Genomic DNA, 25,680 nt, shown 5'->3' on the forward strand with positions numbered 1-25,680 from the left:
TACCGGAAAATGGCAGGCCGTTCAGTTGTAGTAGGTGTTGGGCATTATTTGCCTGAACGCGTTGTTCCCAATTCCGAGTTTGAAAAAACCCTGGACACGACCGACGAATGGATAAAGACCCGCTCGGGGATCGAACGCCGCCATTTTGCAGCCGATGACGAGACGACATCCGATCTGGCCACCAATGCCGCCGTGGCCGCGCTGGCCGACGCGGGCCTGACGGCGGATGATATCGACGCAATCGTACTGGCAACTTCAACGGCGGATCTGACCTTTCCTTCGGCCGCCACCATGGTTCAGGCACGGCTGGGCATGACCAAGGGTTTTGCCTTTGACGTGCAGGCTGTTTGCGCCGGATTCGTTTTTGCACTGTCCAACGCAAATGCGCTGATTGTTTCCGGTCAGGCCAAACGCGTGCTGGTGATCGGGGCCGAGACTTTCTCACGGATCATGGATTGGACCGATCGGTCCACCTGCGTTCTTTTTGGCGATGGCGCCGGTGCAGTGGTGCTGGAGGCCCAAGAGGGCACAGGCACCGCCGAGGATCGCGGTATTTTGGCAACCGACCTGAATTCGGACGGGCGCTACAAGGATCTTCTTTATGTCGATGGCGGTGTTTCGACCCAATCCACCGGGCATCTGCGCATGCAGGGCAATCAGGTTTTCCGTCATGCCGTTGAAAAGCTTACGAAAACAGCGGAAACAGCGTTGGAACGAGCGGGGCTGAGCAGCTCGGACGTGGATTGGATCGTGCCGCATCAGGCCAACATCCGCATCATTCAGGGCACCGCCAAGAAAATAAACCTGCCGATGGAAAACGTGGTTGTGACCGTTCAGGATCACGGAAACACGTCGGCCGCATCCATCCCATTGGCCCTGTCCGTGGGCAAGCAGCGCGGACAGATCAAGCCGGGTGATCTGATCGTGACCGAAGCCATTGGCGGTGGTCTGGCATGGGGCGCAGTGGTTCTGCGCTGGTAACCGGCGCAAACCGGCTTACACAGCCGCCCGCAATTCATTGATATTGACAGCGAATTTGCCATACCCATATGCTTCAATAGCAACAGGGGAATTAGCATGGGCGACAAAACACTGACTCGAATGGACCTGAGCGAAGCCGTCTTTCGTGAGGTAGGTCTGTCACGAAACGAAAGTGCGCAGCTGGTTGAAAGCGTTCTGAACCACATGTCCGACGCCTTGGTGCGTGGTGAACAGGTGAAGATCTCGTCTTTCGGTACATTCAGTGTTCGCGACAAAACCGCTCGTGTCGGTCGCAACCCCAAAACCGGCGAAGAAGTCCCGATTCAGCCGCGCCGTGTGCTGACTTTCCGCCCGTCGCATCTGATGAAAGATCGCGTCGCAGCCGGGAACCGCAAGTAAGTTCAGGACGTCCAGGTTATGAGTAAGTCCCCCGATGCCTTTCGCACCATAAGCGAAGTTGCGGATTGGCTCGGTGTTCAGGCTCATGTTCTGCGATTCTGGGAAAGCCGGTTCACGCAGGTAAAGCCCGTCAAACGCGCAGGTGGACGCAGGTATTATCGCCCGAATGACATGCGTCTGTTGGGCGGGATCAAAAAACTGCTGCACGAAGACGGGATCACGATAAAAGGTGTCCAGCGTATCCTGCGCGAACAAGGCGTCGCACATGTCGCGGCGCTGTCCCCTTCCCTGGATGACCCTGGCCCCGCCCCGATTGAGGCCGTTCAGGACACCGTGGTGCCGTTCGAACCAAAGTCCGCCCCCGCAACGGAACAGATTCGCATGGATCTGCGCGAACCGATCCAGCCAACCGGTGAGAACGATGCGCAGACAAGCGCACGCGCCTCTGACGCATCACAGCCGGAGCCAGAGCCCGAACTGGACGCCGCGCCCTTGATGGGGGGAATCGCGTCGCTTGCGTGGAATCAGACAGATTTTGATGACGACCTGCTGCGGCGCATCGCTCCGATTGCAAAAGATCTGCGCCGATGGCTGGACCGGGTTGAAACACAGGCGACGGGTTAGGACAAAAGGCATTGATTTCCTCTTGCCCCTGCCGGGAAAATCTTTATGAACACCCCAACGTCGGGCTATGGCGCAGCCTGGTAGCGCGTCCGTCTGGGGGACGGAAGGTCGCAGGTTCGAGTCCTGCTAGCCCGACCAAATTACACCGACGTTTATGGCATACAGGCCAGATCCCGCTCTGGCACCAGGGGGGATCGAGATGACAGGTGTTTGCCCGAACCAACAGCTAGAGGCGATGATCGCGCGCGGTGAGATCACCGCTGAACCAGAGGTTCTGCCTGCCCAGATTCAACCTGCCAGCCTTGATTTGCGACTGGGAACAGTGGCTTACCGTGTACGCGCCTCGTTTCTTGCGGGCGAAGGCCGAACTGTCACGGATCGCTTGACCGAGTTTGAGATGCACCGCATCGATATCTCGGATGGCGCGGTTCTGGAAAAGGGCTGCGTCTATCTGGTGCCCCTGATGGAATCGCTTGCGCTGCCCGACAGCATGAGCGCCGTGGCCAACGCCAAAAGCTCGACCGGGCGACTGGACCTTCTGACGCGGACGATCACCGATGGCGGTACCGAGTTCGACCGGGTGCCCGCAGGTTACACAGGCCCGCTTTTTGCCGAAATCTGCCCACGCTCGTTCTCGGTTCTGGTTCGTCCCGGGATGCGTCTGAACCAGATTCGTTTCCGCCAGGGTCAGGCCGTGTTGTCCGATGCGGAACTGAGGACCTTGCATGCGCAATCTCCGCTTGTGGACGGACCTGCCGTTATTCAGGACGGTCTGGGCTTTTCGGTCGACCTGCAACTGCCCGATACCGATCTTGTGGGCTATCGCGCCAAACCTCATACCGGGGTGATCGATCTGGATCGAATCGGTGAATACGACCCGCAGGACTATTGGGAAGAGGTGCGCACCAAAGATGGTTGCATCATCCTGGACCCCGGCGCGTTCTATATCCTTGTCAGCCGCGAGGCGGTGCATATTCCACCGATGTACGCGGCTGAAATGGCGCCTTATCTGGCGATGGTTGGTGAGTTCAGAGTGCACTATGCAGGCTTCTTCGATCCCGGTTTTGGCCATGCCGCTGCCGGGGGCGCTGGTTCCCGTGGCGTGCTTGAGGTACGCTGCCACGAAGCGCCATTCGTGCTGGAACACGGACAGGTCGTCGGACGTCTGGTCTATGAGAAAATGGCTGAAATGCCGACCCAGCTTTATGGTGCGGGCATTGCCTCGAACTATCAGGGTCAGGGCCTGAAACTGTCAAAGCACTTCAAAGCCGCAAGTTGACCCCTAGAACTTCATGAACCTGCGCATTTGACGGGTCACGCGCTGTGCCTGCCTGAGGTTCTGCGCATGTCGCGGTGCGCTGGTTTTTCCGGGCCCATTCGATGTGCCGGGTCCGCCGCCCTTTCGGCTGGCCAGATCGATACCCTTGTTCACACCTTTGTTGACCAGACGGCGCATGACCTGACGCACAATCATGTCGATGATCCGGTTTGCATTCATCGCTCAACTCCGTGTCCTCACGCACAAAGATAGGCGCTTTATGCGGCAACAAAAGGGCTGTTCGATCACTCTTCCTCGAACAACTCGCTCTGGTCTTCGTCAACTTCGTCCTCGCGCCCTTCACCCAAAGGGATCGCACCCGGAGGAGGCCGATTCTCCAACAATCCTGCGGCGCGCAGTTCCTTCAGGCCCGGCAGGTCGCGCGCGTTTTCCAGACCAAAATGATCCAGAAACTCAGGCGTCACCACAAACGTCACCGGACGACCCGGTGTCATGCGGCGGCGGCCCAGCTTGATCCACTCCATCTCGAGCAACTGATCGATGGTCCCGCGCGAGACCGACACGCCCCGGATTTCCTCGATCTCGGCCCGTGTGCAGGGTTGGTGATAGGCCACGATGGCCAGAGTTTCGATCGCGGCGCGGCTGAGCTTGCGGGTCTCGACCGTTTCCTTCTGCATCAGAAAGCCCAGATCAGGGGCCGTGCGGATGGCCCAGGCATCCCCTACGCGCACAACGCGCACGCCACGCCCCTCATACCGTTTCTGAAGCAATTCAACCGCTTGCGCCGCGTCGCTGCCATGGGGCATCCGCGCCTCAAGATCCGCAATCGTCACCGGCTCGGCGCTGGCGAACAGAACGGCTTCGACCATACGCTCCTGCTCTGCCAGCGGAGGCGCCTCGAACAGCGTACCGGTCTCTTCTGGGGCATCAGTCACGTGTTTCGGTCCTCTTGCGCAATTGGATCGGAGCGAATGTCTCGCTCTGCTTGATTTCCATATGTCCTTCTTTCACCAGTTCCAGCGAGGCCGCAAAGGTCGCCGCCGTTGCCGACCTGCGCCGTACCGGGTCGGACTCCCAGCCATCGGGCAGGTAAGTTTCCATGTCGGTCCATGTCCCGGCAAACCCGATCAGCGGGCGCATCCGTTCCAGTGCCTGTTCCATGGTGAAGACCGAATCGCGGTCCATCACAAACGGGCGGAATTCATCACGGGTGCGGATGCGGGCATAGCCCTGCATCAGATCCAGCAGCGTGGCGGAATAGGTGACGGTGCGGATCCGGGTGATATCTTCGCCCTGCCCGCGTTTGAAGAAATCTCGCCCCAGCTGATCGCGCGCCATCAATCGTGCCGCAGCGTCGCGCATCGCCTGCAAGCGTTCCAATTGAAACGCCAGATGTGCAGCCAGTTCTTCGCCCGAGGGTCCCTCGTCTTCGGGGTCTGGCGGCAACAGCAGGCGGGACTTGAGAAACGCCAGCCAGGCCGCCATCACAAGATAGTCGGCGGCCAGTTCGATCCGCAGCGCCCGCGCCTTTTCGACAAAGGCCAGGTATTGCTGCGCCAGCGCGAGTACTGAAATTTTCCTCAGATCAACCTTCTGCGTGCGCGACAGGGTCAGAAGAACGTCCAGCGGGCCTTCGAACCCATCAACATCAACAATCAGCGCTTCGGCCGCAAGACGATCCGCGACCGAGACAGGATCTTCGCTGAAAAGATTATCGTTCATATACCTGCCCGCCCATTAGGGCAGATAGTTCCGCCTCGGCGGCAGGGATGTCAAGTTCCTGCGGAGCTTTGCGCATCGCCAGCGCCCGTTCTGCGCGGGCCTGTGCCACATCGGACATCTCCCCGGCGGCTTCCAGCACCTCGGCGCGCTCGGCAAAGCTTCCGTTGCAGTGCAGAACGACGTCACAGCCCGCGCTTATGGCTTGCCGCGACACCTCAGCGGGCGTTCCGCTGAGCGCCTTCATCCCAATGTCATCGGTCATGATCAGCCCGCCGAAGCCAATCCTGTCGCGGATCACATCCATCATGGTTGCCGAGATGGTGGCAGGTTGCAGGTCAATCCGGTCATAGACCAAATGCGCCGACATCCCCATCGGCAGGTCGTTCAAGGCACGAAACGGCACGAAATCGCTGCGCTCAAGCTCATCCAGGGGCAGATCCACATGCGGCAAGTCATGGTGGCTGTCCAACGTGGCACGTCCATGGCCCGGAATATGCTTGAGCACTGGAAGCACTCCGCCATCCAGATGACCCTGCGCCACGGCTTTGCCAATTCTGGAAACGCGTTCAGGATCAGCGTCATAACAGCGGTTCTTCAGGAACTTGTGCGTCTCGGGACGCGCGACATCCACCATGGGCGCACAGTTGCTGTCGATGCCCAGACCAAACAATTCATCGGCAATCAGGCGGTACCTCAGATACATAGCGCGCTCGGCCTGCTCGGCGGCATTGGCCACGTGATCCAACGGAGGCAGCCATTCGCGGGCCAGCGGTGCCCGCAGGCGCTGCACGCGGCCACCTTCCTGATCGATGGTGATCGGGCAATTGCGCCCGACCGCCTCGCGGAAATCATCACACAAGGCGCGCACCTGATCCGCGTGTTCGATGTTGCGGGCGAACAGAATGAACCCGAACGGGTTCATCTGCCGAAACAAGTCTTTTTCCTGTTGCGTCAGGCGCAGGCCCTCTGCATCGGTGATCGTGGCACCGTACTTCACCTGACGGCCACCGGGATACAATCAGCCCCTTGCGCAACAAGCGCGGCACAAAACTGGCGCGAGTCGCTCAGGTCTTCAAAGCCCAGCACGCGCAGGCGGTAAAAGGTACGCCCACCGCTTGAGGTCTTCTGGATAACGCGCTGTTTTCCCGCCATATATTCGCCGAACCTTCCGTTCAGGCGATCCCATTCCGTTTGCGCCACCTGAACGCTGTCATAGGCCCCAAGCTGCGCCAGACGCGTGCCTTTTGCCAGCGTGTCAGGATCAACATCCAACCCAACCGCGGCCTTCACTGCGGCATTGATGGCGTCTTCGGAATTCTCGCTTGGCGACACCCGGCTGCGTGAGGTGCGTGCCGGGCGGGTCAAGGGGCGCAAGGACCGGCGCACGCCCGGCAGCGCGGCAATGGCCGGGTCCGGCAAGGCGGCTGCGAAATCGGCCGGGTCAATTGCAGGTTCTTCCTCGGGGGTGGTCAGCGATGCCAGTTGCACGCCATCCTCGGCGCTTTGCTGCGTGTTGGCCGCCTCACCAGCCAGTTCCGCAACCAGCGCATCCACTGCGTTCTGGCGCAATCGGGCGGCTTCCTGGGTTGAAATCGGTTTTTCCACCACATGCAGCGCCGGTGTCGGCTTCAGATCAGCGGCAGGTACGTCTTCATCCGTCAACGAGACTGGCCGCGGCGCAAGGATCAGACGATCTGCCGGGGCGGCAGCACTGCCCTTGGCTGCCACGGCATTGACGGCCAAGCCCTGATGATCGGCCGGTGTTCCGCCCGGGTTTTCGGGCTGCACCCGCATCGGCCCTTCGGCCGCACGCACGACCGGAACGCCGCTGACATCCCGCATGACAAGCTTGTATCCCCAGATACCGACGCCGGCGACCAGCGCCAACGATGCGACAGCCCCCAGGAAATTGACCGCCCGCCCCAGTCCGAACGCGCCGCGCGGCGCGTCGTAATCCTGCATCTCGTCGGGATAGTCATACGCATCCTCGAAATGCGCTTGATTCGGGTAATCATTCTGCCCGGGGCTTTGGTGCCCCGAGTAATCGTAACTCGCCATGTCCGCCTCACTGCCCGCTTCGCGCCCGAAAATAAGGCGCGCGGGTCATTTCTTGCCTACCTCGTACCGGCGGTTCGGGCGATATTTGTTACCGCATCTCCTGCGCCGGGGTAACGCCAAGAATACCCAAGCCCGCTGAAATCACAACAGAAACGGCCCGGGCCAGCGCAATTTTCGACTGGCTTGTGGCAACATCGCCATCCTGAATGAAGCGCAGCTGGGTTTCGTCATTGCCCTTATTCCACAGAGCGTGAAAATCTCCTGCAAGTTCATACAGATAGAAGGCAACACGGTGCGGTTCGTTGGTCCGCGCAGCGATCTCGACCAGGCGTGGCCATTCCGCCAGCTTCTTGGCAACCGTCAGTTCGGCGGGGTGGTCCAGCGACGCCAGATCGGCCCCGCGCAGGGTGGCGTCGGTGGCGTCGATCCCCGCCTCGGCGGCACGGCGCAGCACGCTCATCACCCGGGCATGGGCATATTGCACGTAGAACACGGGGTTCTCGCGGCTCTGTTCCAGCACTTTGTCGAAATCGAAATCCAGCGGCGCGTCGTTTTTGCGGGTCAGCATCACGAAGCGCGTGACGTCGGGACCAACCTGATCGACCACATCGCGCAGGGTGACAAAGTTCCCGGCCCGTTTCGACATCTTGAACGGCTCGCCGTTTTTCCACAGTTTCACCAGCTGCGTCAGCTTGATATCCAGCGGCACTTTGCCATCGGACAGGGCCGAAACAGCCGCCTTCATCCGCTTGACATAGCCGCCATGATCCGCCCCGAACACGTCGATCAGCGCGTCAAAGCCACGGGTTACCTTGTCATAGTGATAGGCGATATCGGGGGCGAAATAGGTCCAGCTGCCGTCCGACTTCTTGACCGGGCGGTCGACGTCATCGCCATGTTCGGTGGATTTGAACAAGGTCTGTTCGCGCGGCTCCCAATCTTCGGGCTTTTTGCCTTTTGGCGGCTCCAGCACGCCTTCATAGATCAGGCCCTTTTCGGTCAGCGATTGCAGCGCGGCCTCGATCCGGCCCGTGCCGTAAAGGGACTTCTCCGAGAAGAACACATCCATCTCTACGCCCAGCGCCTTCAGGTCGGCGCGGATCAGGTCCATCATCGCGTCGGTCGAAAACGCGCGCAGCTCTTCCAGCCATTCGCTTTCCGGTTTGTCGATCAGGCTGTCGCCATATTTCTCTTTCAGCGCCTCGCCAATCGGGATCAGATAGTCGCCGGGATACAGCCCTTCGGCAATCTCGGGGCTGAGGCCATTGGCCTCGCGATAGCGTTCATAGGCAGACCGCGCCAGCACATCCACCTGCGCGCCACCGTCGTTGATATAGTATTCGCGGGTCACGTCATGGCCCGAATAGGCCAGCAGGCTTGCCAATGCATCCCCGAACACCGCGCCGCGTGTGTGCCCGACATGCAGCGGACCGGTCGGGTTGGCCGAGACATATTCAACATTGACCTTCTGCCCCTGCCCCATGGTCGAGCGCCCGAAATCGGTGCCTTTTTCCAGCACAGCCGCCAACACGCCTTGCCAGACGGACGGCGCAAGACGCAGGTTCAGGAAACCGGGCCCTGCCACTTCTGCGCTGGTGATCCGGTCATCCGCCGCCAGTTTCCCGGCCAGAACATCCGCAATGTCGCGCGGCTTCATCCTGGCCGGTTTCGCCAGCACCATCGCGGCGTTGGTGGCCATGTCCCCATGGGCCGCATCGCGCGGAGGCTCGACCGCCACGTTGTCAAAGCTCAGCCCCTCGGGCAATGCGCCTTCGGACTGCATCTGTGCCAGCGCGTCCAGTACAAGGCCGCGGATCTCGGAAAACAGGTTCATTTCGGATGTCCTTTTGCTTGTCGCGGGGTTTACCACGCAAACCGGCAAGGTCAATGGACGCCTAATGTTTAAGCTTGGTTTGGCGAAACATCTCGCTAATCTCGGGCCTGTACGCCGCTACCGGAGACCGTCGATGCACCGCGCCTTGTCCTTTGCCTTGCTTTTGTCCACCGCCCTGCCTGCGCTTGCCGACCTGCCACAGCCCAAAGGCCATGTGCTGCTGACGCTGGGCGGCGCAGTCCGCGAAACAAACCTGCCTGCGCGGGGTCAGAATGACGGTGGTCTGCTGGGCTATCTGGAGGTCACGCATGACGGCGCGGCAGGGTTTGATGCTGCCATGCTGGACGGGCTGGAGCAGTTCGAGATCACGATCCCCTATGGTCCTCCGGGCAATGAGCGGGAATACAGGTTTTCGGGCCCGCTTTTGGCAGACGTCATGACATTGGCAGGGGCCGAGGGGAAAACCGCTCTTCCCATGGCGCTGGATGGGTATCAGGCTGAAATCGAGTGGAACAGTATCGCCACCCACAAACCGATCGTTGCAACGCATGCTGATGGCGCACCGATGGGGATCGGAGGTTATGGCCCGACGATAATCGTTTTCCCACCGACGAAGAACGCCGAACAGTCCGCTAAACAAGCGGCTCAGCAAGTCTGGGCCATCGCTTACATAGCCGTGGAGTGATCAGCCCGTCAGCCGCGCATGGTCCTGCAAGGCAAATCGGTCGGTCATGCCCGCAATGTAATCGGAAACGATGCGGGCCAAGGCTGTGTCGTCCCTGGCCGCTTCAATGTCATCATGCCAGCGCACGGGCATCTGCCTGGGATCGTTCATGTAGATCGGAAACAGATCTTCCACGATCTTTGCCACCTCTGCCCGCACTGACATCACCCTGGGTGCGCGATACATCCGGGTGAACAGAAACGACCTGATTTCACGCAGTTGCGCCCAAACCTCATCCGAGAACTGGATGACAGGATACCCAAGATGTCGGATTTCTTCGACGGACTGCGCGCCAGAAACGGCAATGAGATCGTTCGAAGTGTTGATGACATCCGCCACCATGACCCCGAAAACCCGCCTTAGCGCTTCGTGACGCCGGCGATAGGAATCCAGCCCTGGGTATCTGGCATCCACCTCGGCGTAACAGACCCCGACAATCGGCAGGTCCTGCAAATCGTCATCCGTGAACAACCCTGCGCGCAACCCGTCCAGAAGATCGTGATTGTTGTAAGCTATGTCATCGGAAAGGGCGGCAACTTGCGCTTCCGCGCTGGCATGGGTGTGCAGTTCAAGATCAAACTCCTGATCGCACTCGGCCAATGCCCAGGGCAGATCGCCCTCAACCGGCCCATTGTGCTTGGCTATCCCTTCCAGACATTCCCAGGTCAGGTTGCACCCATCGAATTCTGCATAGTGGCGCTCCAGCTTTGTGACGATCCGAATGGCCTGCGCGTTGTGATCAAAGCCACCATAGGGCTTCATCAACGCGTGCAGCGCGTCTTCGCCGGTATGTCCAAAGGGCGTGTGCCCCAAATCATGCGCCAGGGCCACGGCTTCGGTCAGCTCTGGGTTCAGGCCCAGGGCACCGGCAATGGTCCGGGCCACCTGCGCCACCTCGATGGAATGGGTCAGGCGGGTGCGGTAGCTATCGCCCTCATGCTCAACGAAAACTTGCGTCTTGTGTTTGAGGCGCCGAAAGGCACTGGCGTGAATGATCCTGTCCCGGTCGCGCTGAAAGCACGATCGGAAACTACTTTCCTCCTCGGCTACGAGCCGTCCCCTGGTGCGGTCCGGATCCGAGGCAAAACTAGCTCTGTCCAAATGGCCCGTCCTTGTCGCCTGTCCTTGCACTTTCTATATTGTATGGCGTAACGGAAGGAAACCTTTGGAGACCGGCATGAATCTGCCCCCAACAGTCACGGATCGCGCCTTTGAACGCCTCGCAGAAATCGGCGCGGCGGATCAGGGTCAGGCACTGCGCGTCGCAGTGGAAGGCGGCGGTTGCTCGGGGTTTCAATACGAAATCGCTTTGGATACGCCAAAAGAAGATGATCTGGTCCTTGAAGGCAAAGGGCAAAAAGTCATTGTTGACGCCATTTCGCTGCCCTTTCTGGAAAACGCGGTTATCGACTTCACCCAGGAACTGATTGGCGCGCGATTTGTGATCGACAACCCCAACGCCACCTCTTCCTGTGGTTGTGGCACATCTTTTTCGATGTAACCGTGGGGGCTTTGCCCCCACACCCCCAGGATATTTTCAGCCAGATGAAGCAGGAGTCCGCCCTCTGACCGAAAGACCAGAGGGCTTCACCTGGCGCGGTCATCGGCGTCCCCGCCTGTACCGCCACTTCAGCTTGAAGAAATTCGGTTAATAATCCGTTTCTTCATCTGGCCAAAAATATCCCGGAGCGCGAGGCAGAGCCTCGCAAATACGATCTCCGCCTTGCCGTTGGGCCCGTTCTGCGCGATAGGTTGCACCAAGTCTTCGGAGGATCGCGCATGAAAATCGCCACGTTCAACATCAACGGCATCAAAGCGCGGGCCGAAGCCCTGCCCCGTTGGCTGGACGAAGCACAGCCGGACGTTGTGCTGTTGCAAGAGATCAAGTCGGTCGATGAAAACTTCCCGCGCGAGATATTCGAAGAGCGTGGGTTCAACGTGGAAACCCACGGACAAAAAAGCTTCAACGGCGTTGCAATCATGTCGAAGCTTCCCCTCGAGGATGTATCCCGCGGCCTTCCCGGCGATGACGCGGATGAACAGGCCCGCTGGATAGAAGCCACCGTCGTTGGCAAAAAGGCTCTTCGGATCTGTGGATTGTACCTGCCCAATGGCAATCCCGCACCCGGCCCGAAATATGATTACAAACTGGCATGGATGGAACGGCTATATGACCGTGCCCGTGATTTGCTGGCCACCGAAGAACCCGCGTTGATGGCGGGGGATTACAACATCATCCCGCAGGCGGAGGACGCCAAACGCCCCGAAGCATGGCGCGACGATGCATTGTTCCGCCCCGAAAGCCGCGCCGCATTCCGCAAGATCCTGAATCTGGGCTTCACCGAAGCGTTCCGGGCCACCACCCAAAGCGCGGGGCACTATTCATTCTGGGACTACCAGGCCGGGGCCTGGAACCGGAACGACGGAATTCGGATCGATCACTTTCTGCTGACCCCGCAAGCGGCAGATCTAATGCGGGATTGCCAGATTGATGCCGCCGTGCGCGGGCATGAAAAACCCTCGGATCACGTGCCTGTCTGGGTCGATCTGGATATTTAGCGGTTCAGGCCGTGACGTCGTAGCTGTATATCCATTCGTAGCGGCGTGACAATTTCCCTCCGATGGCCATAAGCGCACATTGGGCCGCCAAACGGGCGGGGCCTGACAGGTGGAAATTGCGTGCGTTCGACCCGGCAGCGGCAACCACGCTTTCTGCCCTTGGCCTGCGCGTTTGCTCGTAGGCGGCAAGCGCGCTGGTGACGCCCGAGTGTTCGTCGAATGATCGTGCAAGCGCCCAGGCATCTTCCAGCGCCAGGCAGGCGCCTTGTGCCATGAACGGCAATGTCGGATGCGCCGCGTCCCCCAGCAGTGCCAGACGACCGTTCTGCCATTTTTCTGCGACCGGGCGCAGGAACAGGGCCCACAGATTCACATCCGAGACCTTTGACAGAATCTCACCTACCGGACCGCCGAACCCTGAAAACCGTGCGCGCAGCTCGTCCGGGTCACCTTTCAGCTTCCACCCCTCTTCCCGCCAGTCCGAGCGTTCCTCGACCGCTACGATGTTCATCATGCTCTGATCGCGCAAAGGATAGGTTACGACATGCCGACCCGGCCCCATGGTCAGGGATGCCGTCACCACGCCTGAATCCGGTCGCCAGGGAATGGTGGCGCGCCAGACGACCTGGTGCGTGAACGCGGGTGTCTCGGGCCCGTTCAGAGCCGGACGAATCGTGCTTCGGCCACCGTCGGCGGCGATGACGCATTCGGCGCGCAGCCGTTCGTCGCTCGCCAACAGAATTTCGGCTTCGTTGGGGTGTTTCTGCACGTTGGAAACCTTGGCCCCCAGACGGACATCCACACCGGCCTTACGGGCCGCAGAATGCAGCAGATTCAACAGATCGGCACGGTGAAAATAATAGGTCGGGCCAGCCGAAGGCCCGGGCAGCCGGCTGACAACGCGGCCTTTGCGGTAATCGCGCAAGATCGTACCGTGCGACTTCTGGCCCACAGACAGATCCGCCACCCCAAGGGCGCGCAACACGCACATCCCGTTTTCACTGATCTGAAGGCCCGCGCCAACCTCGGTCAATGCCGGGGCTTGCTCCACCAGGGTGACCTGCGCCCCGTGTTGCCGCAGCGCCAACGCAGCCGCCAGACCGCCGATGCCGCCGCCAATTACACAGAAATTCAACCGATTGATCTTCATGCCCCTCGCATAACGCAAAAACGCCAGAGCCACAGGCCCCGGCGTTCGAAATTTTCCAGCTGCACCCGGCGATCAATCGTCGCGGTGGACCTTTTCGCGGCGCTCGTGGCGCTCTTGCGCCTCCAGCGTCATGGTCGCAATCGGACGTGCATCAAGACGTTTCAGCGAAATCGGATCGCCCGTCTTTTCGCAGTAACCGTATTCACCTTCTTCGATCCGGCGCAGGGCTGCGTCGATCTTGGCAACCAGCTTGCGCTGGCGGTCGCGTGTCCGCAGCTCCAGAGCGCGATCGGTCTCCTCGCTCGCGCGGTCTGCGACATCCGGAATGTTTCGGGTGTTGTCCTGCAGCCCTTCGATCGTATCGCGGCTGCCCGCCAAAAGCTCATTCTTCCAATCCAACAGCTTGCGGCGGAAATATTCAAGCTGACGTTCATTCATGAAAGGTTCATCTTCGGCCGGGCGGTAATCCTCCGGCAGAAAAACTTCCTGTTTCATATTTGCTCCCTCGGTATGGCCAGAAACGTCGGTCGCGGATGTTTCACCTGACATTTGGCACCCCCTTCTGCGCAGCGTTTAGCCGACGGGCGTGGGATTGTCACTACACAAACGTTGCTTCAGCACGCCCTCGTGCTGTTTTGTCTAAATATGAGACAAACAACAACAAAACCCTGTTTTTCTATGAAATTTGGCAGGCCTTTTTGAGGCAGGTGTCAATTGGCAGGGTACATTCGCGCGCACGAATCAACCAAAAGGGCTTGGAGTTCCTGCAAAAATCGCCTCAACCGACGCAGGGACGCGGGTTGTCAAAATCATTGACCGTCTGTAACCCGGACAACACAACCTGCCCACGGATCACGAAAAACCACACGAGAGGCCCATGACCGCACGCTTTCAAGGTACAGCCGAATATGTCGCCACTGACGATCTGACGATTGCCGTGAACGCCGCCGTCACACTTGAACGCCCATTGCTGGTCAAGGGCGAGCCCGGCACCGGCAAGACAGAGCTGGCCAAACAGGTGGCCGGTGCGCTGGGGCTGAGGATGATTGAGTGGAACGTGAAATCCACCACCCGCGCGCAGCAGGGCCTGTATGAATATGACGCGGTCAGCCGCCTGCGCGACAGCCAGTTGGGTGAGGAACGCGTGCATGACGTGTCGAACTATATCCGCAAGGGCAAGCTGTGGCAGGCCTTCGAGGCCGACGAAAAGGTCGTTCTGCTGATCGATGAGATCGACAAGGCCGATATCGAGTTTCCAAACGACCTTTTGCAGGAACTCGACAAGATGGAGTTCCATGTCTACGAGACAGGGGAAACGATCCGGGCCAAGAACCGCCCTATCGTCATCATCACCTCGAACAATGAAAAGGAACTGCCGGACGCGTTTCTGCGCCGCTGTTTCTTTCACTACATCCGCTTCCCGGACGAGGCCACGATGCGCCGCATCGTCGAGGTTCATCATCCCGGCATCAAGGATGCGCTGCTGACCACCGCTCTGACCCAGTTCTATGAAATCCGCGAGACGCAAGGGCTCAAGAAAAAGCCGTCAACGTCGGAAGTGCTGGATTGGCTGAAGCTGCTGCTGGCCGAGGACCTGAGTGCCGAAGACCTCAAACGCGGCGGCGCAGATGCGCTTCCGAAACTGCATGGCGCGTTGCTGAAGAATGAGCAGGACGTGCATCTGTTCGAACGTCTGGCCTTTATGGCACGCGGCAAACGATAGCCGGACGGTGACCGGTCGGTGATCATGGCTTGCCTTGGGACGGCCCGGATGCCAGCATCGGCCCATCTGGCGAAACAGAGCTTCGCCGCCCACAGAATTGGATGAATCGCGTGGCGAACGCACTGACAATCCGCACCCTGCGTGCCGAGGACAAAAGCCAATGGGCCAACATGTGGCGGGACTATCTGGCATTTTATGAAACCGCCCTGCCCGATGATGTATACGAAACAACTTTTTCCAGACTGCTGGGCGACGACCCGCAGGATTTTTCCTGTTTCGTTGCCGAACAGAATGGCGCCCTGGTCGGGTTGACACATTATCTGTTTCATCGCCACGCCTGGAAGGTGGAAAAGGTCTGCTACCTGCAAGACCTGTTCGCGCGCCCCGAGGCACGGGGGGCAGGCGTTGGCCGGGCCTTGATCCAGGCGGTCTATGACGAGGCAGATCGTCAGGGCGCACCGTCGGTCTATTGGCTGACCCAGGAATTCAACCAAACCGCGCGGAAACTGTATGATCGCATCGGCACACTGACACCGTTCATCAAGTACGCCCGCTCATGAAGCGATTGAGTGCCCTTTTTCTGGCACTGGTTGTTGCCGGCTGCGCGACGGTTGAAACGATCGAGCTGCCCGATCAGGTCGCGCCCATCGAAGCAAGCCTGCCGCCTGCCAAGTCTTTTTCAACGGCACGTCCTTCGCCGCCTGCTCGGTCCAACAAAAACATCGCCTCTGACTTCCTGTCCCTGCATTTCGAACTGGAAAGCGGCGCCGCCCTGCCCGTTTTCACGCGTTTCGAAACGCCGGTCACTGTCCGTCTGAGCGGATCACCGACCGCAAGCATGCAGCAGGATCTGACCCGGTTGCTCAACCGCCTGAGGCGCGAGGCCGGGATCAACATCCGACAGATCGACGAAGGGCAGGCCAATATCACCATCGAAGCCGTCAGCCAGAAAGACATTCTGCGCATTCTGCCCAATGCGGCCTGTTTCGTCGTCCCCAACTCCTCGAGCCTTGAAGAATATCGCCGTGACCGCCGAAAGATCAAAAGCAGCTGGACTGAACTGCGCAAACGCGAACGGCTTGGGATTTTCATCCCATACGACGTCAGTCCGCAGGAAATACGTGATTGCCTGCATGAAGAACTGGCACAAGCGCTTGGTCCGCTGAACGATCTGTATCACCTGCCGGATTCGGTGTTCAACGACGACAATATCCATACGGTTCTGACCGGGTTCGACATGTTGGTTCTGCGGGCTGCCTATGCGCCGGAACTGCGCACCGGCATGACCCGCGATCAGGTTGCCGCGGTCATCCCGGGGGTTCTCAGCCGGATGAACCCGCGCGGGGACAGGGTGCCCGTTCAACCCTTTACGGATACGCCGCGCGAATGGATTGACGCGATTCAGAAATCACTGGGACCGGGGGCGGGGTCGCCCAGACAGCTGCGCGCTGCCCGTAAGGCGGCACGGATCGGTCAGCAGCAGGGATGGACGGATCACCGCCGCGCCTATCCTCATTACCTGATAGGCCGGATGGAACAATTCCGGGACCCCATCGAAGCCCAACGCCAGTTTCAGATTGCGCAACAGTTTCTGAAAGCCACACCCGGCACAGAGGTGCATCAGGCCTATGTCACAACGCAAACCGCGGCATTTGCGCTGGCACAGGAAAAGGGGCCCAGTGTTCTGCCCGAGTTGAACAGGGCCATCGATGTCATGACACGGGCAGAAAATGCGTCTTTGCTGGCCACGTTGTTGTTGCTGAAATCCGAAGCGCTGAAGCAGGCGGGGCAGATACAGCAGGCACGTGCCGTCAGGCTGGACAGCCTGGGATGGGCGCGGTACGGGTTTGGCTCGGATCTGGTGGCCCAGTCGTTGTCGCGGGGCAATGGCCGAAGAAACACAGATGGCACGAAAGACGGATGACGCACATATGTTGGTAGTTCTGGGAATGGCGGCACTGGGTGCGACCTTAGGCGCACTGGCCGCGAAAAAGCGCAGCGGCAATCGGGCCGACATGGCGCAATATGCCGCCGGATACGGCATTGCCTTTGCGCTGGTGGGTCTGGTGATCTCGTTGGTTCTGGTGCGTTTGGTGGCCTGACACGATGTTCCTGCCCTTTTTCGAAAACCTTCGCAAAGCTGGCATCCCGGTATCGCTGCGGGAGTATCTGACTTTTCTGGAAGGCATGAAAAAGGGTCTGGCCACCTATGATGTCGAGGCGTTCTACTATCTCGCCCGCGTGTCGATGGTGAAGGACGAACGCAACATCGACAAGTTCGACCGCGCCTTTGCCGCCAGTTTCGAAGGACTGAACGAGATCAGCTTCGATCAGGTTCTGGAAGCCGTTGACATTCCCGGCGACTGGCTGGCCAAAATGGCCGAAAAACACTTGTCAGACGAGGAAAAAGCCGAGATCGAGGCGCTTGGCGGTTTCGACAAGCTGATGGACACGCTGCGCGAGCGTCTCAAGGAACAACAAGGCCGCCATCAGGGCGGCAACAAGTGGATCGGCACGGCCGGGACCTCTCCTTTCGGGGCCTATGGCTACAACCCCGAAGGCGTGCGCATCGGCCAAAAGGAAAGCCGCCACCAGCGCGCGGTCAAGGTTTGGGACAAGCGCGAATTCAGAAACCTGGACGACACGGTTGAACTGGGCACGCGCAACATCAAGGTTGCCCTGAAACGCCTGCGCCGCTGGGCGCGCGAAGGTGCTGCGGAAGAACTGGATCTGGACGGCACCATTCGCGCCACGGCCGAACACGGCTATCTGGACGTCAAGACCCGCCCCGAACGTCACAACGCGGTCAAAGTGCTGCTGTTCCTGGACGTTGGTGGATCAATGGACCCGCATATCAAAGTGGTGGAAGAGCTGTTTTCAGCTGCACGGTCCGAGTTCAAGCATCTGGAATATTATTATTTCCACAATTGCCTTTACGAGGGCGTCTGGCGTGACAATCGCCGCCGCTGGGACCAGCAGACGCCCACGCATGAAGTGTTGCGCACCTATGGGCCCGACTACAAATGCATCTTCGTCGGCGACGCCTCGATGAGCCCATATGAAATCGCCTATCCTGGCGGCGCCAACGAGCATTGGAACGCCGAGGCCGGGCAAGTCTGGCTGCAACGTGCGCGGGATCAATGGGCGTCGAACCTGTGGATCAATCCCGTGCCCGAGAAGTATTGGGAATACACCCATTCCATCGGCATGATTCAGGAAATCTTCGAAGGCCATATGGTGCCGATGACCTTGGCAGGGCTGGAACAGGGAATGAAAGCGCTGACCCGTTGAGGTCAGCGCCAGAGTTTACCCGGCAATCACCTGAATCCCAAGAAACAGGATCGCTGCCAGCATTGCTGCTGCGGGAACAGTGATAACCCACGCGGCAACGATGGTCAGGAAATGCGACCGGCGAACCAGCTTGCGGCGGCGGCGTTCTTCCGGCGCGACGCGGGGGCGTTCGGGAAAGGCCAGCCTTGCGCGTTTCAGCCTCCGCTCGGCATCCCATTCCCGGAAGAACCCGACCCCGAATACAGCGCCAACCGCGATATGGGTGGAACTGACAGGCAGGCCCAGCCAGCTTGCAACGATCACTGTGATCGCGGCCGACAGGGCGACGCAATAGGCCCGCATCGGGTTGAGCTTGGTGATCTGGCTGCCGACCATGCGGATCAGTTTCGGACCAAACAGGAACAGGCCGAACGATATCCCGAACGCACCGATGACCATGACCCAATGGGGAATGCTGACGGCATGCGTGAAATCGCCCGAGGCAGAAGCCTGCACAATCGCGGCCAACGGCCCCACCGCGTTGGCAACGTCATTTGCGCCATGCGCGAAGCTCAGCAGCGCCGCAGAGATGATCAGTGGAATTCCAAACAGAATCTTCAGCGATTTGTTGCGGTTCTCAAGCCCTTCGGACTGGCGGCGGATCACCGGGATCATCACTGCCCAGATCAGCCCGCCACACGCCGCACCGATCAGCAACGCCGTCCCGAGATCGATCTTGATGATTTTCTTGAGGCCCTTGAGCGCCAGATAAGATGCAAAGGCGCCCGCCATGATCCCGACCAGCATCGGCACCCATTTGCGGGCCGCGGCGATCTTGTCTTCCTGATAGATGATCCGGGCCTTGATGAACCACAGGAAACCGGCTGCGACCAAACCTCCCAGAAGTGGCGAGATCACCCAGCTGGCGGCGATTTTGCTCATGGTACCCCAGCTTACGGCGCCGAATCCCGCAGCGGCGATCCCTGCCCCCATGACGCCGCCCACGACCGAATGCGTAGTGGAAACCGGCGCACCGACCCATGTGGCCAGATTGACCCAAAGCGCCGAGGACAGCAGCGCCGCCATCATCGCCCAAATGAAGACGTTGGCCGTTCCCATGCTTTCCGGCGCAATAATTCCCTTGGCGATGGTCGATACGACATCGCCCCCGGCTATGAGCGCCCCGGCACTTTCAAAAATGGCGGCAATCGCGATGGCACCGCCCATGGTCAGCGCATTCGCCCCCACCGCAGGGGCCATGTTGTTGGCGACGTCATTGGCCCCGATATTCAGCGCCATATAGGCCCCGAACATCGCGGCGATCACGACGACAAGCGCGTTGTTGCCCTGCCCGAACAAAAAAGCGGCCACAAGGCCTGCGGTGACAATGAATGCCAGGGCAATCCCTGAGCCCACAAAGGGCCGTCCAGCCTGTGCGGTCGCCATTTCTAGGCGTGAAAAGCGCCGCAAATCCCGGTCGAGTGTTTCCAGGTGACGCGCTTCATAGTTCTTGTCGGTCATGGGTCCCCCATCGATAGCGCCCCGTCGGTTAAGTGGGATCGTTGAAATAATCAACAGCTCATATCGCAAGATCACAACTTATCGAAGGTTGTGCCTGTTTCGGCGCACGAGGAGGGTTTTGCCGATTTCGGCGCACGAACATGCGGGTCCCGACGAACATCCCGCAGGTGTGACTTGCGCAATGCCCATGTTCGGACCATATCTTTGACATGCTTCGATTGACCCCGATCCTGCTGGCAATTGGCTACGCCATCGTGATGTACCGTATTTCGGTCTGGCGCACCCATCGTGAGCTGGACGCAAAATCGACCGAACTGGCCGACCCGGTGCTGAAACGGATGACGGACCGGCTGGCCGCAGCTTTGGAAATCGATCGGGTCCCCGTCTATATCTACGAGATCGACCCGGTGAACGGGCTGGCTGCTCCGGACGGTCGGATTTTCATCACGCGCGGGTTTTACCGAAAATTCCGCAACGGAGAGGTTTCGGCCGAGGAGATGGCCAGCGTGATCGCACATGAGTTGGGGCATGTTGCCTTGGGTCATGCAAAGCGACGGATGATTGATTTTTCAGGTCAAAACGCAATGCGGACGGCGCTGATCATGGTGCTGAACCGGTTTATTCCGTTCATCGGAGCGATGATTGCGAATGCTTTGACGTCATTGCTGGCCTCGCGCCTGTCACGACAGGATGAGTATGAGGCGGACGAATATGCCGCCGCCTTGCTGACCAAGGCCGGAATCGGGATCGGGCCGCAGAAATCCTTGTTTCACAAGCTGGAAGACCTGACGCAGCAACGGGCGGGCGTTGCCCCGGCATGGTTGATGAGCCACCCGAAAACGGGTGAGCGCATAGCGGCACTGGAGGCCCTTGAGCAGCGTTGGGCGCGTGGCTGAGGGTGCGCAGCGAGAGGCCAGCCTCTCGCGCTCTCCGGGATATTTTTAGCCAGATGAAGGGGGATTCAGTTTATTGGGTGAGCGCCTTGCCAAAGCGCGGAAGGCGGGCCTTTTTCATCAGCGCCCGCAGGGTCCATTGGTGGCCGGAAAGGCGGATGGCTTCACTCAGAACGCGATCGGCGATGGTTGCCAGGCCGTCAGGGTCCGATAGCCAGAGACCATGCAGCAAGCCGTCGGGATCTCGGCGGTCGAGCCCCTCCTCTGCCAGGATATTTCTGGGGAAATCCTTGGCGTTGACGGTGACGATGACGTCAGCCGAGGCGGTGATGGCCGTCGCCAGAACGTGGATGTCGGCTGAGTCGGGCAGCCAGAGGCGCTGCTCCAGCCCCGGAACCGGCGCGCGTTCGGCCTGTGGCCACTGCGCTTGCGCCAGGGCAATTTCGGCGCGGGCTTGCGCCTCGCCCGTCGGGCCCAGCTTGTGCGCGGCGCGGGCCCATTCTTCGAGGATGCGGGCAGACCAGATCGGAGTGAAATGGCCAAGGCGGGCCGCGCCCAGCAGCATCTCGCGCATCACCGTGGGATAGATGACGCAGGTGTCGAGAACGGCCCTCACAGGCGGTAGAACACTGCTTTGAGGTAGCCGCTTTCCGCCAGTTGCGGCAGTTGCGGGTGATCCGGACCCGCAAACCCGGTGTGGATCAGTTGCGCCTGTCGCCCGGCACGCCCGATCCCACGGGAGGACGCATCGCGGAACCGGCTCAGGTCAGCCGCGTGCGAACACGAACACAGCCCCAGATAACCACCGGGTTTGACCAGAGGTGCCGACAGTCGTGCGATACGTTCATAGGCGCGTAGCCCCGCATCCAGCGCTTGCCTCGACGGCGCAAACGCGGGCGGATCGCAGATCACCACGTCAAATCGCGCGCCTTCTTCGCCCAATTGAGTCAGAACCTCGAACGCGTCGCCCTGTCGGGTCTGGAACTTTTCAGCAAGGCCCGACGCCTCGGCCCCTTGTTTCGCGAGGTCGAGCGCGGCGGCTGAGCCATCGACGGACAATGCCTGCCCCGCACCGCCTGCAAGCATAGCCAGACCGAAGCCGCCCACATGACTGAACACGTCCAGCACCTGCGCATCGGGATGAACCAGGCGCGCGGCAAAGGCGTGGTTGGGGCGCTGGTCGTAAAACAGCCCGGTCTTCTGACCGCCTGTCAGATCCGCCATGTAGGTGGCGCCATTCATCGGCACCGGAAGGGGCGCATCGGGCGCGGTTCCGCGCAATACCTGGTTGACGTCGTCCAACCCCTCCAGCCCGCGTGTACGGCCCGAGGCGTTCTTCAGCACCGTGGTCACGCCAGTGACTTTGACCAGAGCTTGGGTCAGCACATCCAGATGCGCCTCGGCCCAGGCCGCGTTCGGCTGAATGACGCAGGCCTCGCCAAAGCGGTCGATGATGACGCCGGGCAAGCCGTCCGCTTCGGCATGGATCAGGCGATAATACGGGGCGTCAAACAGGCTTTCCCGCAGATCGAGGGCGCGCTGCAAACGGTTCTCGAACCATGTCGCGTCAAGCTGCGCGTCGATGTCACGGTCCAGCACCCGGCACATGATCTTGGACGCGGGGTTGACCGCGACCAGCGCGACGGGCGCCCGTTTGTCATCTTCAAGCACTGCCAGAGCGCCCGCGGGGATTTTTCTGGTACGGCGGTCCGAGACGATGTCATTGGCGTAGACCCAGGGGAAGCCATGGCGCAGGCCGCGCGCATTGGCTTTGGGTTTCAGGCGGATGCGGGGACGGTCGGCAGATTGGGTCATGGCGCCCTCATAGTCCTGAACGCGCCGGTGGGAAAGCCCTAGCGGTTACGGGATCGCCAACCGCCGCGGCGTTTTGGGGCCTTTGCCGTCTGAAGGCCTTCGGTCAGAACCTGTGTCATCGGATGATCAGGGTTCTGCGCGGCATAGCCCGCGTGCAGCTCGGCCAGCGCCGTGTTCTGGTCGCGATCCGCTGGAAGGCTCAGCGCCCAGTCCAAAAAGATGCTGCGGCACTCTGGCAGGGTGATGCCGTCGATTCGATAGGCTTCGCGGATCAGGCCTTTGTGGTCGTTGGGATCACTGCTGCGCGCCATCTTCTTCCCCCTTGATCACGCCGCCGATCAGATCGGCCGCGGTCGTGTAACATTCCTGCAATGCCGCCTGCAACGCCTCGACCTGTTCGAACCCGGTGGCGCGGCACAAAAATGCAGTACCGCCTTCGCCGATCTTGTCGGCTTCGATTGTCTTGCCCGACAGCAACCGCGCGGCGCATTGCACCGACCAGAATAGGTCATAGCAGTCTTTCAGAGATTGCGCCTGCGCGACATCCAGCAACCCGGCTGCGACGGCACCATCCAGACCCGACGCGACATCGCGCTGCGCGGACCCTGCCAGCAAAGCACCGGTTTCGGCCATCAATTCGATATCCATCAGCCGGCCGGGGCCGTTCTTGGCGTCCCAGATGCCGGCGGGCGCCTTGGCCGCGGCCAGGCGTGACCGCATCTCGGCCACTTCGCGCAGAACATTCCCCTGCTCTCGCGGGTGCGACAGAAACTCGGTGCGGAAGGCTTCGATTTCCTCGGCCAGTCCGGCATCCCCGGCAACAACATGCGCGCGGGTCAGGGCCAGATGCTCCCACACCCAGGCTTCGTTCCGCTGGTAATTGACAAAGCTGGCCCAACTGGTCGCGACCGGCCCCTGATTGCCCGAGGGACGCAACCGCATATCGACCTCATACAAGCGTCCTTGCGACATCGGCGCGGACAATGCCGTGATCAGGGCCTGCGTGAAACGCGCATAATACGTGCGCGTGGCCAGAGGGCGCGGACCGTCAGACATGTCCTGATCCAAAGGATCGTAGATGACGATCATGTCTAGATCGGATTGCGAGTTGATCCGGCCTGCCCCCAGCGACCCCATCCCAAGCACGGCAGCGCCGCGCCCCGGTGCAGGGCCGTGTTTGCGGGCGAAATTTTCGGTGACATGCGGCAGGATGGCCGCGATGACCGACTGCGCAAGATCGGCATATTGCCGACCTGCCCGAACCCCGTCGATCAGGCCGCGCAGGTGATGCACGCCGACCCGGAAATGCCATTCCTTGCACCAGCGCCGGGCAAGATCAAGCTGGGTTTCATAATCCGTTTCTTCCGACAAAGCCTGCGTCAATTCCGCTTGCAACGCCTCTTGCCCGGGCCAATCCGCAAAGAAACTGCCCCCGATCACCGCATCAAACACCGACGCGTTGCGGGACAGGTGCGAAGCCAGAGCATGCGAGGTTCCGACGATATCGATCAGCAAGTCGATCAGTTGCGGATTCGCCTCGAACAGCGAAAACAGCTGCACCCCGGCGGGCAGGCCCGCCAGGAACCCGTCCAAGGCCAACAATGCTTCGTCGGGCTTGGCGGTTTTGGCCAGACGTGACAGCAACTCGGGGCGCAGACGTTCGAAAATCCGCGCGCCGCGCTGGGACCTGAGGGCCGGATATGTCGTCCATCGGGCCAGAACGTTCTTGTCGAACTCCACATCCTGTACATGGGCGGGCGCCGCACCAGGTCCGGGGGCAAAGAACCCTTCGGTCAGCTCATGCACTTCGGTCAGACGGTTTTTCAGGTCCTGCGTCAACTCGGCACTGCTGATACCCATCAGGCAGGCGACGCGTTCGATCCCGTCGGGTGAGTTCGGCACCTTGTGGGTCTGGGCATCATGAATCATCTGGATGCGATGTTCGACTTCGCGGTGCGCGCGGTAATGATCAGTCAGCTTGTCCGCCACATCCTGTGGCACCCAGCCTTTTGCCGCCAGCGCCGCCAGCCCGGGAACCGTGCCTCGTACCCGCAGGTCAGCGTCCCGCCCGCCCGCGATCAACTGGCGGGTTTGCGTGAAAAACTCGATCTCGCGAATACCGCCCTGCCCCAGTTTCATGTCGTGACCGGGGATCGACAAGGATCCGCCCGTCCCTTTGTTTTCCCGGATGCGCAGGCGCATGTCATGGGCGTCCTGGATGGCGGCAAAGTCCAGATGGCGGCGCCAGACAAAGGGGCGCAAGCCGTCAAGGAAACGCTGCCCCGCATCCAGATCCCCGGCGCAGGGCCGCGCCTTGATGTAAGCCGCACGCTCCCACGTACGACCGAGGCTTTCGTAATACCGCTCGGCGGCCTCCATCGCCATGCAAACCGGTGTCACGGCCGGGTCGGGGCGCAGCCTCAGATCCGTTCGGAACACATAGCCATCCGCCGTCTTCTCGCTCAACGTCGCACAGAAGTTGCGCGTGGCCCGAACCATGCCCTGCCGGGCCTCGTAAAAGTCATCGGGGTCAAAGCGCGTCTCATCAAACAGGACGATCAGATCGATATCCGAGCTGTAGTTCAGCTCATGCGCGCCCATCTTGCCCATCGCCAGTATGACCAGGCCGGCTGCGGTTTCGACATCATCCTCGGTCATGCCCGGCAGCTTCTTGCGCCGGATCAGTGTCGCGATCTCGGCCTTGGCGGCAACATCCGCGGCCAGCGAACCGAAATCGGTCAGGGCCGCCGTGACCTTCTCCAATGGCCATGCACCTGCAATATCGGCCAACGCCGTAAGCAGAGCCATTCGCCGCTTGGCCTGCCGCAATCCGGGTTTCAACTGATCCGGCGGCAGATCACGCGCAGCAGCCATGACGTCGGCCAATGCCTGATCCGGGTGCATCAGGGCCTCGGGCAGCCAGCCCTTCTCTTGTTCGATCAGGCTTTTCAGATAGGGGCTGGAACCGGCGGTGCCCGCCACCAAATCCGCCATCTCGGCCGGCAAATCAGGCATCAGGGCCCGCGCTTCGGCCCCCAGGGACGGATCGAAAGCGCGCGGAAGTCTTGAAATGGCTAAAACGTCTGTCATGGGCGCAAACTGCGCATCGCGGCGCGTGATCGTCAATG

The 25,680-nt window shown here is 60.4% G+C and carries 27 protein-coding genes and 1 tRNA gene; 14 read left to right on the top strand and 14 right to left on the bottom strand.

Features of this window, described 5'->3' with window-relative positions; genetic code table 11:
• Positions 1 to 9 precede the first annotated feature (9 nt).
• The 5 genes from ACR0E2_RS04470 (at position 10) to ACR0E2_RS04490 (ending at position 3,283) form a co-directional block, all read left to right on the top strand.
• Positions 10 to 981, top strand: a complete 972-nt coding sequence (locus tag ACR0E2_RS04470; RefSeq protein ID WP_480445367.1) for a beta-ketoacyl-ACP synthase III — start codon at positions 10 to 12, stop codon at positions 979 to 981.
• A gap of 96 nt (positions 982 to 1,077) precedes the next feature.
• Positions 1,078 to 1,380 carry an integration host factor subunit alpha gene (gene ihfA, locus ACR0E2_RS04475; RefSeq protein ID WP_152458234.1) on the top strand — a complete coding sequence of 101 codons (303 nt, stop codon included), beginning with the start codon at positions 1,078 to 1,080 and terminating at the stop codon, positions 1,378 to 1,380.
• 18 nt (positions 1,381 to 1,398) lie between these two features.
• On the top strand, positions 1,399 to 2,004 hold the full coding sequence (locus ACR0E2_RS04480; RefSeq protein ID WP_480445369.1) for a MerR family transcriptional regulator: 606 nt from the start codon (positions 1,399 to 1,401) through the stop codon (positions 2,002 to 2,004).
• Between the two features lie 61 nt (positions 2,005 to 2,065).
• Positions 2,066 to 2,142, top strand: a tRNA-Pro gene (locus tag ACR0E2_RS04485).
• Between the two features lie 61 nt (positions 2,143 to 2,203).
• Positions 2,204 to 3,283, top strand: a complete 1,080-nt coding sequence (locus ACR0E2_RS04490; RefSeq protein ID WP_480445371.1) for a 2'-deoxycytidine 5'-triphosphate deaminase — start codon at positions 2,204 to 2,206, stop codon at positions 3,281 to 3,283.
• A gap of 3 nt (positions 3,284 to 3,286) precedes the next feature.
• Here the strand turns inward: ACR0E2_RS04490 and ACR0E2_RS04495 are convergent, their stop codons facing one another.
• The 6 genes from ACR0E2_RS04495 to argS all read right to left on the bottom strand — a co-directional run bounded on the left by ACR0E2_RS04495 (position 3,287) and on the right by argS (position 8,897).
• On the bottom strand, positions 3,287 to 3,502 hold the full coding sequence (locus tag ACR0E2_RS04495; protein WP_171115509.1) for a hypothetical protein: 216 nt from the start codon (positions 3,500 to 3,502) through the stop codon (positions 3,287 to 3,289).
• A 65-nt stretch (positions 3,503 to 3,567) separates the two neighbouring features.
• Positions 3,568 to 4,218, bottom strand: coding sequence for an SMC-Scp complex subunit ScpB (scpB, locus tag ACR0E2_RS04500; RefSeq protein WP_152458238.1), 651 nt, complete (start codon positions 4,216 to 4,218; stop codon positions 3,568 to 3,570).
• A complete protein-coding gene (locus ACR0E2_RS04505) occupies positions 4,211 to 5,005 on the bottom strand; it encodes a segregation and condensation protein A (protein ID WP_480445373.1) in 795 nt (264 codons plus the stop codon). The genes scpB and ACR0E2_RS04505 overlap by 8 nt, the downstream gene beginning before the upstream one ends.
• Positions 4,995 to 6,002 carry a beta-N-acetylhexosaminidase gene (gene nagZ, locus ACR0E2_RS04510; protein WP_480445375.1) on the bottom strand — a complete coding sequence of 336 codons (1,008 nt, stop codon included), beginning with the start codon at positions 6,000 to 6,002 and terminating at the stop codon, positions 4,995 to 4,997. Before nagZ ends, ACR0E2_RS04505 begins: the two co-directional genes overlap by 11 nt.
• Positions 5,999 to 7,063 (bottom strand): SPOR domain-containing protein, encoded by a 1,065-nt coding sequence (locus tag ACR0E2_RS04515; RefSeq protein ID WP_480445377.1) that lies wholly within the window; start codon positions 7,061 to 7,063, stop codon positions 5,999 to 6,001. Before ACR0E2_RS04515 ends, nagZ begins: the two co-directional genes overlap by 4 nt.
• 88 nt (positions 7,064 to 7,151) lie before the next feature.
• A complete protein-coding gene (gene argS, locus ACR0E2_RS04520; RefSeq protein ID WP_480445379.1) occupies positions 7,152 to 8,897 on the bottom strand; it encodes an arginine--tRNA ligase in 1,746 nt (581 codons plus the stop codon).
• A gap of 133 nt (positions 8,898 to 9,030) precedes the next feature.
• Here argS and ACR0E2_RS04525 point away from each other — a divergent pair, with 133 nt between their 5' ends.
• The gene (locus tag ACR0E2_RS04525; RefSeq protein ID WP_480445381.1) at positions 9,031 to 9,582 is read left to right on the top strand and encodes a putative pterin-binding protein; all 552 of its coding nucleotides are present in this window, start codon (positions 9,031 to 9,033) and stop codon (positions 9,580 to 9,582) included.
• On the opposite strand, the gene ACR0E2_RS04530 is transcribed toward ACR0E2_RS04525, so the two are convergent.
• Positions 9,583 to 10,722 (bottom strand): deoxyguanosinetriphosphate triphosphohydrolase, encoded by a 1,140-nt coding sequence (locus tag ACR0E2_RS04530; RefSeq protein ID WP_171328100.1) that lies wholly within the window; start codon positions 10,720 to 10,722, stop codon positions 9,583 to 9,585.
• 76 nt (positions 10,723 to 10,798) lie between these two features.
• On the opposite strand from ACR0E2_RS04530, the gene ACR0E2_RS04535 reads away from it, so the two are divergent.
• Both ACR0E2_RS04535 and xth read left to right on the top strand, forming a co-directional pair.
• Positions 10,799 to 11,122 carry a HesB/IscA family protein gene (locus ACR0E2_RS04535; protein WP_152458245.1) on the top strand — a complete coding sequence of 108 codons (324 nt, stop codon included), beginning with the start codon at positions 10,799 to 10,801 and terminating at the stop codon, positions 11,120 to 11,122.
• Between the two features lie 278 nt (positions 11,123 to 11,400).
• Positions 11,401 to 12,180: an exodeoxyribonuclease III gene (xth, locus tag ACR0E2_RS04540; protein ID WP_480445383.1), complete on the top strand. Its 780-nt coding sequence runs from the start codon at positions 11,401 to 11,403 to the stop codon at positions 12,178 to 12,180.
• 4 nt (positions 12,181 to 12,184) lie between these two features.
• On the opposite strand, the gene ACR0E2_RS04545 is transcribed toward xth, so the two are convergent.
• Both ACR0E2_RS04545 and dksA read right to left on the bottom strand, forming a co-directional pair.
• Positions 12,185 to 13,330: an FAD-dependent oxidoreductase gene (locus ACR0E2_RS04545; protein WP_480445384.1), complete on the bottom strand. Its 1,146-nt coding sequence runs from the start codon at positions 13,328 to 13,330 to the stop codon at positions 12,185 to 12,187.
• 72 nt (positions 13,331 to 13,402) lie between these two features.
• Positions 13,403 to 13,825 (bottom strand): RNA polymerase-binding protein DksA, encoded by a 423-nt coding sequence (dksA, locus tag ACR0E2_RS04550; protein ID WP_171167736.1) that lies wholly within the window; start codon positions 13,823 to 13,825, stop codon positions 13,403 to 13,405.
• Positions 13,826 to 14,207: 382 nt separating this feature from the next.
• Here dksA and ACR0E2_RS04555 point away from each other — a divergent pair, with 382 nt between their 5' ends.
• The 5 genes from ACR0E2_RS04555 (at position 14,208) to ACR0E2_RS04575 (ending at position 18,344) form a co-directional block, all read left to right on the top strand.
• Complete coding sequence (locus ACR0E2_RS04555; RefSeq protein WP_152458249.1) at positions 14,208 to 15,053, top strand: AAA family ATPase; 846 nt, start codon at positions 14,208 to 14,210, stop codon at positions 15,051 to 15,053.
• Positions 15,054 to 15,154: 101 nt separating this feature from the next.
• Complete coding sequence (locus ACR0E2_RS04560; protein WP_480445386.1) at positions 15,155 to 15,613, top strand: N-acetyltransferase family protein; 459 nt, start codon at positions 15,155 to 15,157, stop codon at positions 15,611 to 15,613.
• Positions 15,610 to 16,977: a DUF2927 domain-containing protein gene (locus ACR0E2_RS04565; protein ID WP_480445387.1), complete on the top strand. Its 1,368-nt coding sequence runs from the start codon at positions 15,610 to 15,612 to the stop codon at positions 16,975 to 16,977. The genes ACR0E2_RS04560 and ACR0E2_RS04565 overlap by 4 nt, the downstream gene beginning before the upstream one ends.
• On the top strand, positions 16,958 to 17,155 hold the full coding sequence (locus tag ACR0E2_RS04570) for a hypothetical protein (protein WP_171327694.1): 198 nt from the start codon (positions 16,958 to 16,960) through the stop codon (positions 17,153 to 17,155). The genes ACR0E2_RS04565 and ACR0E2_RS04570 overlap by 20 nt, the downstream gene beginning before the upstream one ends.
• Positions 17,156 to 17,159: 4 nt before the next feature.
• A complete protein-coding gene (locus ACR0E2_RS04575; RefSeq protein WP_171228140.1) occupies positions 17,160 to 18,344 on the top strand; it encodes a vWA domain-containing protein in 1,185 nt (394 codons plus the stop codon).
• Positions 18,345 to 18,359: 15 nt separating this feature from the next.
• On the opposite strand, the gene ACR0E2_RS04580 is transcribed toward ACR0E2_RS04575, so the two are convergent.
• Complete coding sequence (locus ACR0E2_RS04580; protein WP_480445389.1) at positions 18,360 to 19,844, bottom strand: inorganic phosphate transporter; 1,485 nt, start codon at positions 19,842 to 19,844, stop codon at positions 18,360 to 18,362.
• Positions 19,845 to 20,053: 209 nt separating this feature from the next.
• On the opposite strand from ACR0E2_RS04580, the gene ACR0E2_RS04585 reads away from it, so the two are divergent.
• Complete coding sequence (locus ACR0E2_RS04585) at positions 20,054 to 20,740, top strand: M48 family metallopeptidase (protein WP_152458255.1); 687 nt, start codon at positions 20,054 to 20,056, stop codon at positions 20,738 to 20,740.
• A 70-nt stretch (positions 20,741 to 20,810) separates the two neighbouring features.
• Here ACR0E2_RS04585 and ACR0E2_RS04590 read toward each other — a convergent pair whose 3' ends face one another.
• Genes ACR0E2_RS04590 through ACR0E2_RS04605 form a run of 4 tightly spaced genes read right to left on the bottom strand, consistent with a single transcriptional unit; the run spans position 20,811 to position 25,642 of the window.
• Positions 20,811 to 21,353, bottom strand: a complete 543-nt coding sequence (locus ACR0E2_RS04590) for an RSP_2648 family PIN domain-containing protein (protein WP_480445390.1) — start codon at positions 21,351 to 21,353, stop codon at positions 20,811 to 20,813.
• Positions 21,350 to 22,552: an RSP_2647 family RNA methyltransferase gene (locus tag ACR0E2_RS04595; RefSeq protein ID WP_480445391.1), complete on the bottom strand. Its 1,203-nt coding sequence runs from the start codon at positions 22,550 to 22,552 to the stop codon at positions 21,350 to 21,352. Before ACR0E2_RS04595 ends, ACR0E2_RS04590 begins: the two co-directional genes overlap by 4 nt.
• A gap of 38 nt (positions 22,553 to 22,590) precedes the next feature.
• On the bottom strand, positions 22,591 to 22,863 hold the full coding sequence (locus tag ACR0E2_RS04600) for a hypothetical protein (protein WP_480445393.1): 273 nt from the start codon (positions 22,861 to 22,863) through the stop codon (positions 22,591 to 22,593).
• Positions 22,847 to 25,642, bottom strand: a complete 2,796-nt coding sequence (locus ACR0E2_RS04605) for a [protein-PII] uridylyltransferase family protein (RefSeq protein ID WP_480445395.1) — start codon at positions 25,640 to 25,642, stop codon at positions 22,847 to 22,849. The genes ACR0E2_RS04600 and ACR0E2_RS04605 overlap by 17 nt, the downstream gene beginning before the upstream one ends.
• Positions 25,643 to 25,680 lie beyond the last annotated feature (38 nt).

Source organism: Ruegeria sp. A4 (assembly GCF_056543025.1).